Origin of the sequence: Cellulomonas sp. JH27-2 (genome assembly GCF_014837175.1) — a bacterium.
Classification (GTDB): Bacteria; Actinomycetota; Actinomycetes; order Actinomycetales; family Cellulomonadaceae; genus Cellulomonas.
Genome location: NZ_JACYFR010000003.1, coordinates 148,494 through 161,512, shown reverse-complemented (window position 1 = coordinate 161,512; position 13,019 = coordinate 148,494). Strand labels below are relative to the sequence as shown.

General features: G+C 72.6%; 15 protein-coding genes. 6 read left to right on the top strand and 9 right to left on the bottom strand.

What is annotated here, in order from left to right; all coding sequences use genetic code 11:
* Positions 1–98: 98 nt before the first annotated feature.
* Genes IC607_RS09800 through IC607_RS09785 form a run of 4 tightly spaced genes read left to right on the top strand, consistent with a single transcriptional unit; the run spans position 99 to position 1,885 of the window.
* Entirely contained in the window at positions 99–920 is an 822-nt protein-coding gene (locus IC607_RS09800; protein WP_191787210.1) for a GntR family transcriptional regulator, read from the top strand.
* Entirely contained in the window at positions 917–1,162 is a 246-nt protein-coding gene (locus IC607_RS09795; protein WP_191787209.1) for a glucose PTS transporter subunit EIIB, read from the top strand. Before IC607_RS09800 ends, IC607_RS09795 begins: the two co-directional genes overlap by 4 nt.
* A gap of 31 nt (positions 1,163–1,193) precedes the next feature.
* Positions 1,194–1,424, top strand: a complete 231-nt coding sequence (locus IC607_RS09790) for a glucose PTS transporter subunit EIIB (protein WP_191787208.1) — start codon at positions 1,194–1,196, stop codon at positions 1,422–1,424.
* Entirely contained in the window at positions 1,424–1,885 is a 462-nt protein-coding gene (locus tag IC607_RS09785) for a PTS glucose transporter subunit IIA (protein WP_191787207.1), read from the top strand. Before IC607_RS09790 ends, IC607_RS09785 begins: the two co-directional genes overlap by 1 nt.
* Positions 1,886–1,918: 33 nt before the next feature.
* On the opposite strand, the gene IC607_RS09780 is transcribed toward IC607_RS09785, so the two are convergent.
* The 6 genes from IC607_RS09780 to IC607_RS17845 form a co-directional block, all read right to left on the bottom strand.
* On the bottom strand, positions 1,919–2,311 hold the full coding sequence (locus IC607_RS09780; RefSeq protein WP_191787206.1) for a PPOX class F420-dependent oxidoreductase: 393 nt from the start codon (positions 2,309–2,311) through the stop codon (positions 1,919–1,921).
* A gap of 87 nt (positions 2,312–2,398) precedes the next feature.
* A complete protein-coding gene (locus IC607_RS09775) occupies positions 2,399–3,010 on the bottom strand; it encodes an ATP/GTP-binding protein (protein ID WP_191787205.1) in 612 nt (203 codons plus the stop codon).
* Positions 2,991–3,368, bottom strand: coding sequence for a DUF742 domain-containing protein (locus tag IC607_RS09770; protein ID WP_191787204.1), 378 nt, complete (start codon positions 3,366–3,368; stop codon positions 2,991–2,993). Before IC607_RS09770 ends, IC607_RS09775 begins: the two co-directional genes overlap by 20 nt.
* Positions 3,369–3,381: 13 nt before the next feature.
* Positions 3,382–3,831, bottom strand: a complete 450-nt coding sequence (locus tag IC607_RS09765) for a roadblock/LC7 domain-containing protein (protein WP_191787203.1) — start codon at positions 3,829–3,831, stop codon at positions 3,382–3,384.
* Between the two features lie 73 nt (positions 3,832–3,904).
* Positions 3,905–8,317 carry an ATP-binding protein gene (locus IC607_RS09760; protein ID WP_191787202.1) on the bottom strand — a complete coding sequence of 1,471 codons (4,413 nt, stop codon included), beginning with the start codon at positions 8,315–8,317 and terminating at the stop codon, positions 3,905–3,907.
* A 160-nt stretch (positions 8,318–8,477) separates the two neighbouring features.
* Positions 8,478–8,672 (bottom strand): hypothetical protein, encoded by a 195-nt coding sequence (locus IC607_RS17845; protein WP_370526207.1) that lies wholly within the window; start codon positions 8,670–8,672, stop codon positions 8,478–8,480.
* On the opposite strand from IC607_RS17845, the gene IC607_RS09755 reads away from it, so the two are divergent.
* Together IC607_RS09755 and IC607_RS09750 are read left to right on the top strand one after the other, a co-directional pair.
* Positions 8,580–9,491: an NAD(P)H-quinone oxidoreductase gene (locus IC607_RS09755; RefSeq protein ID WP_370526200.1), complete on the top strand. Its 912-nt coding sequence runs from the start codon at positions 8,580–8,582 to the stop codon at positions 9,489–9,491. The two genes, IC607_RS17845 and IC607_RS09755, sit on opposite strands and share 93 nt — an antisense overlap.
* A gap of 10 nt (positions 9,492–9,501) precedes the next feature.
* Positions 9,502–9,987 (top strand): bacterial proteasome activator family protein, encoded by a 486-nt coding sequence (locus IC607_RS09750; RefSeq protein ID WP_191787200.1) that lies wholly within the window; start codon positions 9,502–9,504, stop codon positions 9,985–9,987.
* 33 nt (positions 9,988–10,020) lie between these two features.
* On the opposite strand, the gene IC607_RS09745 is transcribed toward IC607_RS09750, so the two are convergent.
* The 3 genes from IC607_RS09745 to serS are packed head-to-tail and all read right to left on the bottom strand — an operon-like array spanning position 10,021 to position 12,976.
* Positions 10,021–10,878, bottom strand: a complete 858-nt coding sequence (locus tag IC607_RS09745; protein WP_191787199.1) for an EamA family transporter — start codon at positions 10,876–10,878, stop codon at positions 10,021–10,023.
* Positions 10,879–10,904: 26 nt separating this feature from the next.
* Positions 10,905–11,696 carry an HAD family hydrolase gene (locus IC607_RS09740; RefSeq protein WP_191787198.1) on the bottom strand — a complete coding sequence of 264 codons (792 nt, stop codon included), beginning with the start codon at positions 11,694–11,696 and terminating at the stop codon, positions 10,905–10,907.
* Positions 11,693–12,976: a serine--tRNA ligase gene (gene serS, locus IC607_RS09735; RefSeq protein WP_191787197.1), complete on the bottom strand. Its 1,284-nt coding sequence runs from the start codon at positions 12,974–12,976 to the stop codon at positions 11,693–11,695. Before serS ends, IC607_RS09740 begins: the two co-directional genes overlap by 4 nt.
* Positions 12,977–13,019 lie beyond the last annotated feature (43 nt).

Below are 13,019 nucleotides of genomic sequence, written 5' to 3'. Positions count from 1 at the left end.
GTTCCGACCAGTGCGGATCGGACGTCCCGGACGCAAGGCTGGAGGGGCCGACGACGGCGAGAAGTCGACGCGGCCACGACACGAGGGAGTGAGGCGCCATGGACGAGGCCGAGCAGGGCAGCGCGCACAAGTACCTCGTGGTGCGCGACCACCTGGCGGGCCTCGTTGCGCAGGAGCTCGCCGTCGGCGACGCGATCCCGTCCGAGCGTCACCTGAGCCAGCAGTTCGGCCTGTCCCGGATGACCGTCCGCCAGGCCGTCGACGCCCTGGTCACCGAGGGTGTCCTGGTCCGCGAGCAGGGACGCGGCACGTTCGTCGCGCCGCAGCGCATCGACTTCGAGATGCGTCTGACGACGTTCGGCGAGGAGATGCGCCGCCGCGGCCTCGAACCCGCCACCACCGTGCTGACCGCGCAGACCGTCGCGGCGACCCCGGACGTCGCGACCGCGCTGGAGATCGAGCCGGGCGACAAGGTGCACTTCCTGTACCGCGTCCGCAGTGCCGACGGCGCCCCCATCTGCATCGAGCAGGTCTGGGTGCCCGTCGCGCAGGCCCCCGACCTGTTCGACGACGGCGCCCCGGCGAGCATGTACGACGCGCTGCGAGCCCGCGGCCTGGCCCCCGAGTGGGGCGAGGACACGCTCGCCGCCGGCGACGCGACCGACACCGAGGCGTCGCTGCTGGGCCTCGCGGACGCCCGGGCCGTGCTCCGCGCCGAGCGCCGCACGTACTCCGTCGACGGCGCCGTCATGTTCTCCCGCGCGAGCTACCGCGCCGACCGGTACAGCGTCTGGGTCCCGCTGCGCGCGCCGCGACCCACGCTCGTCCCTCGCCGCCGCGACGCCGCGGCCACCACCACCCCCGGACCGGCGACCGCCGGCGCCGACGACGTGACTGCAGCACCGGGAGGACGGCGATGAAGCCACAGGGCAAAGATCAGGCGACAGCGATCCTGGCCGCGCTGGGAGGTGTCGACAACATCGACGAGATCGAGCCGTGCACCACGCGGCTGCGCTCGCTGGTCCGCGACGCGAGCCGCGTGGACGCGGCCGGGCTGCGGGCGGCCGGCGCGTTCGGGGTGATGATCTCGGGCCGGGTGGTCCAGGTGGTCGTCGGGCCGCACGTGGACCTGATCGCGACCGATCTCGACGAGCTGATGTGACCAGTCTTTTCGCAGGAGAGGGGCCCACCGCATGAGCAAGGCAGAGCAGATCCTGACGGCGCTCGGAGGGGACGACAACGTCCTCGACCTCGAGCCGTGCATCACCCGGCTGCGGATCGAGGTGGCGGACGCGTCGCTCGTCGACGAGCGCGCCCTCAAGGCGGCCGGCGCGATCGCCGTGGTCCGCTCCGGGGTGGCCGTACAGGTCGTCGTCGGGCCCGAGGCCGACACCCTCGCGTCCGACATCGAGGACCTGCGCTGATGGGCGCACTGACCGTGCTCGCCCCGGTCACCGGCCAGGTCCTGGGCCTCGGCGACGTGCCTGACCCTGTGTTCTCCGCCGAGCTCGTCGGACCCGGCCTCGCCCTGGACCCCTCGCGCGAACCGCGTTCGCAGGTCATCGCCCCGGTCGCGGGCGCGCTGCTCAAGCTGCACCCGCACGCGTTCGTCGTCCAGCACGGCGACGGTCGCGCCGTGCTCGTCCACCTGGGCATCGACACAGTCGAGCTGGGCGGCTCGGGCTTCGAGCTGCACGCGGCGGAGGGTGACCTGGTGGAGGCCGGCCAGGTGATCGTCAGCTGGGATCCCGACGACGTGGCCGCCGGAGGCCGGTCGGCCGTGTGCCCGGTCGTGGGGCTGGAGGCGCCGCCTGACGACGTCACGCTACTGGTTCGGCCTGGTGACACCGTGACCGCCGGGGAGCCGCTGCTCAGCTGGGCCTGACCGGCGGCCGACCCGGCACGCGCGGACCGGCGCTCAAGCCGGGGCGATGCGCACGATCACACGCCCCGGCTTGCCGCGCTTCTCCCCACGGCGCTCGAACCACAGCGCGATCCGGAACTGCCAGCCGTACTTGGCGCGGAAGAGCGCGTTCGCGCGGGCGCTCGTCGCCTCGTCGGTGCGCAGCTCGGCCGTGCCCGCACCTGTCGGCGCGTCCTCGGCCACCTTGCCCGTGCGCGTGCTGGGCCGGACCGTCACCCGCGGGTCGTTGCGCAGCCGCTTCACCTTCCCGCTGCCGCCGGGCGTCGTCACCAGCAGGTGGTCGTCGTCGCGCACCACCCACACGGTCGTCGGCACCCCCTCGCCGGAGCGACGGAACGTGGTCAGGGAGACGAAGTCCTCGGAACCGAGGTTCAGCAGATCGGTCATGCGCCGATCATGCGGCATCGCCGCCGTCCGCACACGCCGACGGCCGGTCCCCCGACGATGGGGGCCGGCCGTCGGCGTGAGCAGGACTCAGCGGTTGCGCAGACGCTCCATGGCGAGCTGCACGAGCGAGATGAGGGCCTGCTTGGTGGCCGCGCGCGAACGCGCGTCCGTGTAGAGCACCGGGACGTGCGCCGGGATGGCGAGCGCCTCGCGGACGTCCTCGAGCTGGTGCTTGGCGACGCCGTCGAAGCAGTTGACGCCCACGACGAACGGGATGCCACGGCTCTCGAAGTAGTCCACGGCCGGGAAGCACTGGTCCAGGCGGTCGGTGTCGACCAGGACGACGGCACCGATGGCGCCGCGGACCAGGTCGTCCCACATGAACAGGAAGCGGTCCTGGCCGGGCGTGCCGAACAGGTACAGCCACAGCGACCCCGGCAGGGCGATGCGACCGAAGTCCATCGCCACCGTGGTGGTGGTCTTGCGGTCCGACACACCGCCGGCGTCGTCGACGCCGACCGAGTGCTCGGTCATCGCGGCCTCGGTGTTCAGAGGCTCGATGTCCGAGATGGACCCGATGAAGGTCGTCTTGCCGACGGCGAACCCGCCGGCGACGACGATCTTGACGGTGGTGGGGGCAACAGACGCGGCGGCACCGGCCGGAGCGGCCACCGCGGCGTCAGAGGGCGGAAATGCCATTGAGAACACTCTCCAGCACGCTCAGGGACAGGGCGGGGGACTCACCGGTGTTGACCTCGACCGGCTGTGAGGTGTGCACACGCACAAGCTGCTGGTCGGCCATGTCGGACACGAGGATCCGGATCACGCCGAGCGGCAGGTGAAGCAGCGCCGAGAGCTCGGCGACGGAGATGTAGTCGTGCGCGGCGTGCTGCACGATCGCGCGCTTCTCGGGTGTCAGACCATGACTGCCCACGGCGTCCGGCAGTGCTTCGACCAGCGCCTCGAGAGGCAGGTCGGAGCGCGCCGAGCGCACGCGGCCACCGGTCACGGCGTAGGGCCGGACCGTTCTGGCCTCGTACTCGATGTGCTCACTCATGGGGCGGTCCTGTTCAGGCGACCGGTGCCCGGACCGCACCGTCGACGGGGAGCTGGCCGCGCATCTCGGAGATGAGCTGCGGGGTCAGCGTCGCCTCGGTGCGAGAGACGAGCATCGCCATCTCGTAGCCGATGAGCCCGACGTCGCAGGTCGACTCGGCCACCACGGCGAGGACGGAGCCGTTCGAGACGCTCATGAGGAAGAGGAACAAGTTGTCCATCTCGATGATCGCCTGACGCACCTCCCCCGCACGCAGCTGCCGCGAAGCCCCGCGGGTCAGGCTCGACATGCCGGACACGATGGCTGCGAGCTGGTCGCCGCTGGTGCGGTCGAGCTGCTCGGACATCGCCATCAAAAGGCCATCCGCCGACACCACGAGTGTGTGGCGAGTGCCGGGCACGGTCCGGACGAAGTTGTCCAGGAGCCAGCCGAAGTTGGCTGCCTCGGTGCTGAGCGCGGTCACACTTCCTCCTTGCTGGTGCAGTCGATGACTGCGGTTTCAGACGTCTCCGTGGTGGAGGCGGCGGTTGGGCGAATCATGAGTTGTTGCTCTGCTCCGCCGAGTCTCCCGCAGCACGACGGCCGCGTGAGGTACCCGACTGGAAGTTGGACAGCCGAGACCGCAGCTCGGCGGCGTCGCGCTGCACAGGTGTGGCGGACTCCTCGGTTCCGAGCGTCGACGCCGGCACGGACGTCGGGACACGCTTGGTGAGGCGCTCGGACTGGGCCACCGTGCTCGGACGGTAGGCCGAGAGCTGGCTGAGCTCCGACAGCGCCTGCTCCTGGATGTCGGAGCGGAGCGCGAGCATCGCCGCGACGTCGTCGTCCAGCGTCCCGATCCGCGGCGCCACCGACGGCGGCAACGACGGGGTGGGAACCGACGACAGCGGTGCGGCTCCACCGGCCGCGGGCCGGGCGGCCCACTCCGGTGCGGTCCACGAGGGCTGCGCCGCGGGGGCGGCGGCAGCGGGCGGGGCAACAGGTGCGGCCTCGGGTGCGGCGGGGGCGTTCCAGCCGCCGGCCCACGCCGGGCTCGGCGCGGACTGCTGCTGGGCGGGCTCCTCCACCGCGGGTGCGGCGGGCTGGGCCCAGGCCGACGACCGCACCACCGGGTCCGGCGTGACGGGAGCCTGCGCGGCGGGCTGCTCGACGACCTCGTCGGACTTGCGGCGCCCAAACAGGCCCCAGCGCTTCTTGCCACGGTCGGTGCCCGCGGGGGCGACGACGTCCGCGAAGCCCTCCGGCGCCTGCGCCGTGCCGACCGACGTGGGCGCCCACTGCTGGGCGAACGCCGGCGCCTCCGGGGAAGCCTGCTCCTCGAACACGGGGGCGGCCTGCTCCGCAGGCTGCGCGACGTTCTGCTCGACGGGCTGCTCGACGTCCTCGACGCTCGTGACCGAGCGACGCGTGACGAGCGGCTCGACGGCCGCAGTTGCCTCGACCGGAGTGAACAGCTGCGTGGCGTCGTCCTCGACGAGGGCCGGGACCTGGTTGTGGTCGGCCCACGCGGGCGTCGTGGGCGCCCAGGCGGGCTCCTCGGCGACCGGCGCGGCGACGGGCTCGTCCTGGACCGGCGCGGCCTGCTCGGCCACCGGCTCCTCGACCACGGGCTCGTCCGCCGGCGCGGGCGTCTCGTCGGCCCAGCTCGGCGTGGAGTCCCACGTCGGGATCGGCCATGCCGGGGCAGCGTCCAGCGGAGCCTCGACGACCGAGGCCTCTGCGACGGGCTCGGCAGCGGGCTCCGGCACCGTCTCGATCGCACCGGTGTGCCAGGCGCGCGCCTCGTCGAGCGTGCGCTCGAAGTCGGCGTCCTCCGGCTGCGCGGCGGCACGGCGGGCCGTCCAGCCCGAGTAGCCGCTGTAGGACGTGAATGCGCGGGTGGGCGCGACGACCGGAGCAGCGACCTCGGGTGCGGTCCACTGCTCGGCGGGCTCGGCCACCTCGGGCGCCGTCCACTCGGCAGCAGGCTCGGCCACCTCGGGCGCGGTCCACTCAGCAGCGGGCTCAGCGACCTCAGGGGCCGTCCACTGCTCGGCGGGCTCGGGCACCTCGGGCGCGGTCCACTCGGCGACGGGTGCGGCGACCTCAGGAGCGGTCCACTGCTCGGCGGGCTCGGCCACCTCAGGCGTCGTCCACTCGGCGACGGGTGCGGCGACCTCAGGAGCCGTCCACTCGGCGGCAGGCTCAGCAACCTCAGGCGTCGTCCACTCGGCGGCAGGCTCAGCAACCTCAGGCGCCGCCCACTCAGCAGCAGGCTCAGCAACCTCAGGAGCCGCCCACTCAGCAGCAGGCTCAGCAACCTCAGGCGCCGCCCACTCAGCAGCCGGCTCAGCAACCTCAGGCGCCGCCCACTCAGCAGGCTCAGCAACCTCAGGCGTCGTCCACTCGGCAGCCGGCTCGGCAACCTCAGGCCCCGCCCACTCAGCAGCAGGCTCGGCGACCACAGGCGTCTGCGCGACCTCGTCGTGCGACGTCGGCACCCACGGCTCGTCGTCGTCGTCCGCCAGACCGGGCACCACGATGGGCGCCTCGGGTGCGGCGTGCGCGCCACCCAGGCCCATCCACGGGGCACGGACGTTGTCAGCGGGGGCAGACTCGGTGCCGGTCTCGGCCTCGTCGGCCGCGGAGCGACCACGGAAGCCGGAGAACAGACCCGCGCGAGCTGCAGGCGACGCCGGTGCCGCGGAGGCGGCGGGCGCCTCGTCGGGGTTCTGCCACGCGGACGTTCCGGCACGGGTACGGCTGGGCAGCCCACCGGCCCCCGGGGCCACGGTGGCCGGCGACCAGTCGGACGCGGTGGCCGAGGAGAAGTCGGCGGACAGGTTGCCGTCGGGCGCGTCGGGCAGGACGAGGTTGTCCTCGTCGAACGTCTTGCGGGGACGGGTCGGCATGCCCGCGATGCTGGGCACCGGGATCGGGGCCGAGTCGGCCGACGGCTCCTCGCCCTCGCCACGGCGGCGACGCGGCAGACCCAGCGACGTCTCACCGTCGGTGAGCGCGGCCAGGTTCACCTCCTCCGCGACGGGCGCCTCGGCCTCGACGATCGCCGTGAGCTCGGCGGCCGAGTCCGGCACGGAGCCGTACATCGACGTCTCGTTGACGGCGAAGAGGTGGGCGGGGAACAGGACGGTCGTCTCGGTGCCGGTGCCGGTGGTCGACTTGGCGAGCTGCACCGCGGCGCCGAGGCGCTGGGCGATGCGGCCCACGACGAACAGGCCCAGGCGCTGGGCGCCGAGCATGTCGCCGGCGCCCGTGGACGCGATCTTGACATTGGCTGCCTCGATCTCGGCGTCCGTCATGCCCAGACCGTGGTCGACGATGCGGACGGCGACGAACTGGCCGTTGATGCCCGTCGAGACCGTGACCGGCGTCTCCGGCTCCGAGAACACCGTGGCGTTCTCGAGGAGCTCGGCCAGCAGGTGGGCGGCACCGAGGGCGTTGAAGCCCAGCATGTGGGGGTCGGTCTGCAGGTCCAGCTCGACGCGGTCGTACTGCTCGATCTCCGAGGAGGCGGTACGGATGACGTCCGACAGCGGCATGGCGTCGCGCAGGCGACGACCGGAGTCGATGCCGGCGAGCACCAGGAGGGACTCCGCGTTACGACGCATTCGCGTGGCGAGGTGGTCCAGGCGGAACAGGTTGGCCAGCGTGCTCGGGTCCTCCTCGGAACGCTCGAGCGAGTCGATGAACGACAGCTGGCGGTTGAGGAGGACCTGGTCGCGACGGGCGACGTTGACGAACATCTCAGCGATGGAGCCACGCAGGGCGGCCTGCTCCTGGGCGACCGAGACGGTCGTGGCGTTCACCGAGTTGAACGCGGCGGCCAGTCGGCCGACCTCGTCCATGGACGTCACGGGGATGGGCGCGATGGTGATCTCGGGGCCCTCGCCAGGGGTGGCCACCTGCTCGACGAGGCGAGGCAGCTGCTCACGGACGTTCGAGGCTGCCGAGGTCAGGCGACGCAGCGGGGTGACGATGGTCCGGGCGACGAAGAGGGCGAAGAGCAGCGACAGGATGGCGGCCGCGATCACGATGGCGATCGTGAGCAGTGCGGTGGAGCGGGCGCTGGACACGTCGGCGGCGGCCAGCTTCTGCGACTGGGCGAGCACCTGGTCGCTCGTCGAGACGAAGTGCTCCTGCTGGGCCTGGACCTCGGCGAGGTACTCCTCGGGCACGAGCTGGTTCACCAGCGTCTGGCTGCCGGACGTCAGGCGCAGTCGCTGCTGGGTGAAGCGCGACGTCGGGTCACCGGCGGGGAGCTCGATGTCGGAGTCGAGGCGGTTGAGGGCGAGGGTCGCACCGCTGCGCGCCTGCTCGGTGGCGTTCACCGCCGCCTGGTAGGTGGCACCGGTCAGGGTGGTGACCGAGTCCCCAGCGTGCTCCTGCAGACCGTTGATCATCTCGGAGATCAGCCGGTTCGACAGCAGCTGGATCTGGCCGAAGGCACTGATCGAGGCGCCGACCTCGCGGTCCGTCAGGACCTGGCCGATCTCGTCGACGAGGTCGAGCTCACCGGTGGTGATGGCGGCGTAGTTGTAGGCGACGTTGCCGGCCAGGCCGTTGTCGGCAGCCGCGCGGGCGTCCGGGAGGTTGGTGTTGTAGCTCTCCTGCACGTCCGTGAAGTGCCTGACGACGGTGGGCGGGAAGTTCCCCAGGTCGAGGTCCTTGGTGACGTCGCGGACCTCGGACAGCGCCTTGTCGGTGGCCGCACGCGCCGCGGCGACCTCCTCCTTCGACCCACCGGTGATCGTGACGACGCGCTCGTTCTCGATCGCGGCCGACAGCGGCTTGTACGCGTCGAGCGTCTTGATGACGGCCTGGGCCGCGCTCGCGTCCTGGTACTTCTGCACCGCGCCGTACGAGATGTACACCCCGGCGACAAGCAGCACGATCATGGGGACGGCGAGAACCGCCATCACCTTGGCGCGGATGCCAAACCGTCGCAGCATGTCGTTCCCTTCCTTCACCCGACCTTGGGTGTGTCCGCGTCCCACCAGTCGTCTGGTCGATCCACGGGTGCCCCGTTCGCACTTCATCGGCTCCTGGACACGGGACCATTAGCCGTCGGCAGAGTTTGCCATGGACACGGCCGATGTCGATACGTCGGTTTCACACCGGCGTGTGGTAGTCCGTCCTGGGGATACGGTCGTGCTCATGCGCGCGATCGTCGTCGAAGAACCCGGTGGACCGGACGTCCTGGCACTGCACGACGTGCCCGATCCGGCCGTTCGGCCCGGGGATCTTCTCATCCGGGTGGCCGCTGCGGGCCTCAACCGCGCCGATCTGCTTCAGCGTGTCGGGCACTATCCGCCTCCCCCGGGCGCGCCCGAGTGGCTCGGGATGGAGGTCTCCGGCACGGTCGTCGTCGGGACGCCCGACGTGCCCCCCGGCACCCGTGCTGCCGCGCTGCTGGCCGGCGGTGGGTACGCGGAGCTCGTGGCGGTCCCGGCGGAGCTGGCGCTCGTGGTCCCGGACGCGCTCACCGACCGCGACGCCGCCGCGCTCCCGGAGGCGCTCGCCACGGTCTGGTCGAACTTCGACGCCGCGCACCTGGACGCGGGTCAGACCGTCCTGGTCCGCGGTGGCTCCGGTGGCGTCGGGTCGATCGCCGTCCAGGCGGCCCGCGAGCACTACCGCTCCCGCGTGCTCGCCACCGCCGGCGGACCCGAGCGGGTCGAGCGGCTGCGGGAGCTCGGCGTCGACGTCGCACTGGACCACCGCGCCGACGACCTCGTCGAGCAGGTCCTGGCGGCGACCGACGGGCGCGGCGTCGACGTGGTCCTGGACGTCGTCGGTGCCGCGGCGCTCGCCGACAACCTGGCGATGCTCGCCGATGGTGGGCGCCTGGTGGTGATCGGCATGCAGAAGGGCCGACGCGCCGAGCTCGACCTGGCGGCCCTGATGAATCGACGGTCGTCCGTGATCGGCACGACGCTGCGGTCGCGCGCTCCCGCGGACAAGGCCCGAGTCATGGCGGGGGTGCGCGAGCACCTGTGGCCGCTGGTCGCCGCCGGTCGCATCCGGCCGATCGTCCACGCCGCGTTCCCGCTCGCCCAGGCCGCGGACGCGCACCGTCTGCTCGAGTCGGGCGCGGTGTTCGGCAAGGTGCTGCTGGAACCGTGACAATGCGGGGATGACGGACGAGACGACTCCGGACCGCCCCCGCGTGGTGGTCGTTCCCCCCGACGACGAGCAGGGCGAGGGCCTGGCGGGCATGGTGGACGAGCCCGCCAAGGTCATGCGGATCGGGACCATGCTCAAGCAGCTGCTCGACGAGGTGCGCAGCGCTCCGCTCGACGACGCAGCCCGCGCGCGGCTGGCCGACGTGCACGAGCGCTCGATGCACGAGCTCGAGGACGGCCTGTCGCCCGAGCTCGTCGAGGAGCTGCACCGCATCACGCTCCCGTTCGCGGACGACGGCACGCCGCCGTCCGACGCGGAGCTGCGGATCGCGCAGGCGCAGCTGGTCGGGTGGTTGGAAGGCCTCTTCCACGGCATCCAGACCGCGCTGGTGGCGCAGCAGATGGCGGCCCAGGCGCAGCTGGGCCAGCTCCGCCGCGCGCTCCCGCCGGGCCACGACGCCGAGGGCCCGGCCGCCGGCCCGGGCCAGTACCTCTGACCGACCCGAGTTCGATCGCCGCGGCGCCAGGGTTCAGGCGGGCGGCGGAGCCTCGTCGGGAGCGTCGGCCGCCCTGGCGCTGAGCACGATCCCGCCGGAGACGAGCAGCAGGCCGACGATCTCGAGCCCGTGCGGCACCTGGCCCAGCCCGACGGCACCGACCACCGCGGCGGTCGCGGGCAGCAGCGCGAGCAGGACGGCGAACGTGGCCGGCCGCACGCGCCGCAGCACCACCTGCTCGATCGCGTAGGGGATCACCGACGACAGCACCCCGACCCCCACCACCGTGAGCGCCAGCCCGGCATCGCTGAGCACCGGGGCCGCACCCGTCGCGAGGAACGGCGCGAACACGAGCGCCCCGGCGCTCATCGCGACGGAGAGACCGGTGACGCCGCCGGTCGTCGCGGTGGCGACCCGCCGCCCGAGCAGGATGTACGCGGCCCACAGCACGGCCGACAGCACGGCGGCGGCGAGCCCGACCCGCGCGTCCTCGTCCGTGCTCAGGCTGACCCCGGCGAGGAGCACGACACCGACGGCGGCCACGCCGATCGCGGCACGGTCACGCCAGCCACGGCCGGTGACGGCCGCCACGGCCACGGGTCCCGCGAACTCGATCGCGACCGCGGTCCCCAGCGGCAGGTGGTCGATGGCGACGTAGAAGCTGACGTTCATCCCCGCCAGCACGACACCGAAAAGCGCGGCGCGGGCCAGGTCCCGCCGCGACCAGCGCTCTCGCCACGGCCGCCGCCAGCCGACCAGCACGAGGGCGGCGACCAGGATGCGCAGCCACGCGACGGTCGGCGCGGCGATCGTCGCGAACAACCCGACCGCGAGCGCGGCGCCCACGTACTGCGTCAGTCCCGACAGGACGAACAGCAGCGGCGCGGGCACGCGCCCAGGGTAGGCCGACCTGCCGCTCAGACCAGCAGGCTGCGCAGCACCGCGACGGCGCCGTCGTCCTCGATCGTCCCGGTGACCTCGTCGGCGGCCGCGCGGACCTCGTCGCGCGCGTGCCCCATGGCGACGCCCCGCGCGGCCCAGCGCAGCATCTCCAGGTCGTTGCCGCCGTCGCCGATCGCGGCGGTGGCGAACGGCTCGACCGCCAGCTCGCGCCGCACCACCTCGAGCGCGCTGCCCTTGGACACACCCGCGGGCGTGAGGTCCAGCCACGCGGTGTAGCCGACCGCGTAAGACACCTCGTGCAGCCCGACACGCTGGACGAGCTCGTGGAACTCCTCCTGCGTGGAGGCCGGGTGCCGGATGACGACGCGCGTCGTCGGCGTGGACGTCAGCTCGTCGAACGGCATGGGCGTAAGCGTGCCGCCGATCTCGCCCGGCGGGAACTCGCCGGACACGAAGAACCCGTTGCCGACGTCCTCGATCGCGAACAAGGCGTCGGGTACCTCGAGCGCGATGGCGCGCAGCGCAGGGCCGGGCTCGAAGGTCACGGTGTCGACGATCGTCAGGTCACCGTCCGACGACAGCCGCGCGGTGACCGCCCCGTTGGAGCAGACCAGCCACGTGTCCGCCAGCCCGAGCTCGCGGGCGACGGGCCCGGCGGAGTGCACGCCGCGGCCGGTCGCGAGGACCACGTGGATGCCGGCGTCGACGACGTCGCGGACCGCCGCGTGGACGTCGGCCGAGATGGTCCCGTCGTACGACATCAGCGTGCCGTCGACGTCGAGCGCGATCATCCGCGTACGGCTCAACGCACGGGCTCCAGCACCTCGAGCCCGCCGAGGTACGGCCGCAGACCCACCGGCACGCGCACCGACCCGTCCTGCTGCTGGTGGTTCTCCAGCAGCGCGACGAGCCACCGCGTGGTGGCGAGCGTGCCGTTGAGGGTCGCGACGGGCCGCACCGATCCGTCGGCGGTCCGTTCCCGCACGCCCAGGCGGCGGGCCTGGAACGTGGTGCAGTTGGACGTCGACGTGAGCTCCAGCCAGCGCTGCTGGCTGGGCAGCCAGGCCTCGCAGTCGAACTTGCGCGCGGCGCTCGAGCCCAGGTCGCCGGCGGCGGTGTCGATCACGCGGTAGGGCAGCTCGGCGAGCGCGAGCATCTCCTGCTCCCAGCCCAGGATGCGGCGGTGCTCGTCGGCCGCGTCCTCGACGGTCGTGTAGACGAACGCCTCGACCTTGTGGAACTGGTGCACGCGGATGATGCCGCGGGTGTCCTTGCCGTACGAGCCGGCCTCGCGCCGGTAGCAGGCCGACCAGCCCGCGTAGCGCAGCGGGCCGCTCGACAGGTCGACGATCTCGCCACCGTGGTAGCCGGCCAGGGCGACCTCCGAGGTGCCGACCAGGTACAGGTCGTCGGCCTCGAGCCGATACACCTCGTCGGCGTGCGAGCCGAGGAAGCCGGTGCCCGCCATGACCTCCGGCTTCACCAGCGTGGGCGTGATGACGGGCGTGAAACCGGCGGCCAGCGCGCGGTCGACGGCCGCGTTGAGCAGCGCGAGCTCGAGGCGCGCGCCGATGCCGGTCAGGTAGTAGAAGCGTGCGCCGCTGACCTTCGCCCCGCGCTCGGTGTCGATGGCCTTCAGGCTCTCGCCCAGGTCCAGGTGGTCGCGTACGACGAAGTCCGCGCCGTACTCGGCGGCGAAGTCGCGCGGCGTGCCCACGTGGTCGAGCACGACGTAGTCGTCCTCGCCGCCGGCCGGGACGCCGTCCTCGATGACGTTGCCGATGCGCCGGGCCAGCTCGGTGGCCTTCTGCTCGGCGGCTTCCGCGTCGGCCTGGAGCGCCTTGACCCGCTCCGAGAGCGCCTTGCCGTGCGCCAGCAGCGCCTGCTTCTCGTCGCCCTTCGCGGCAGCCACCAGCTTGCCGTGCGACTTCTGCTCGGCGCGCAGCGTCTCGAACTCGGTGAGCGCGGAACGGCGGCGGGCGTCCGCGTCCAGCACCTCGTCGACGAGGTGGGGGTCGTCGCCGCGCGCGGTCTGGCTGGCGCGCACCAGGTCGGGATCCTCCCGCAGGAGCCTCAGATCGATCACCCTGCGAACCCTACCGACCCCTGGCGACACGATTCTTCCTGGC

Bases quoted from the DNA above. Each gene is read 5' to 3' on its own strand.
- IC607_RS09785 (WP_191787207.1), top strand. From the start codon at position 1,424: ATGGGCGCACTGACCGTGCTCGCCCCGGTCACCGGCCAGGTCCTGGGC.
- IC607_RS09750 (WP_191787200.1), top strand. From the start codon at position 9,502: ATGACGGACGAGACGACTCCGGACCGCCCCCGCGTGGTGGTCGTTCCC.
- IC607_RS09790 (WP_191787208.1), top strand. From the start codon at position 1,194: ATGAGCAAGGCAGAGCAGATCCTGACGGCGCTCGGAGGGGACGACAAC.
- IC607_RS09770 (WP_191787204.1), bottom strand. From the start codon at position 3,368: ATGAGTGAGCACATCGAGTACGAGGCCAGAACGGTCCGGCCCTACGCC.
- IC607_RS09800 (WP_191787210.1), top strand. From the start codon at position 99: ATGGACGAGGCCGAGCAGGGCAGCGCGCACAAGTACCTCGTGGTGCGC.
- IC607_RS09775 (WP_191787205.1), bottom strand. From the start codon at position 3,010: ATGGCATTTCCGCCCTCTGACGCCGCGGTGGCCGCTCCGGCCGGTGCC.
- IC607_RS09795 (WP_191787209.1), top strand. From the start codon at position 917: ATGAAGCCACAGGGCAAAGATCAGGCGACAGCGATCCTGGCCGCGCTG.
- IC607_RS09760 (WP_191787202.1), bottom strand. From the start codon at position 8,317: ATGCTGCGACGGTTTGGCATCCGCGCCAAGGTGATGGCGGTTCTCGCC.
- IC607_RS09780 (WP_191787206.1), bottom strand. From the start codon at position 2,311: ATGACCGATCTGCTGAACCTCGGTTCCGAGGACTTCGTCTCCCTGACC.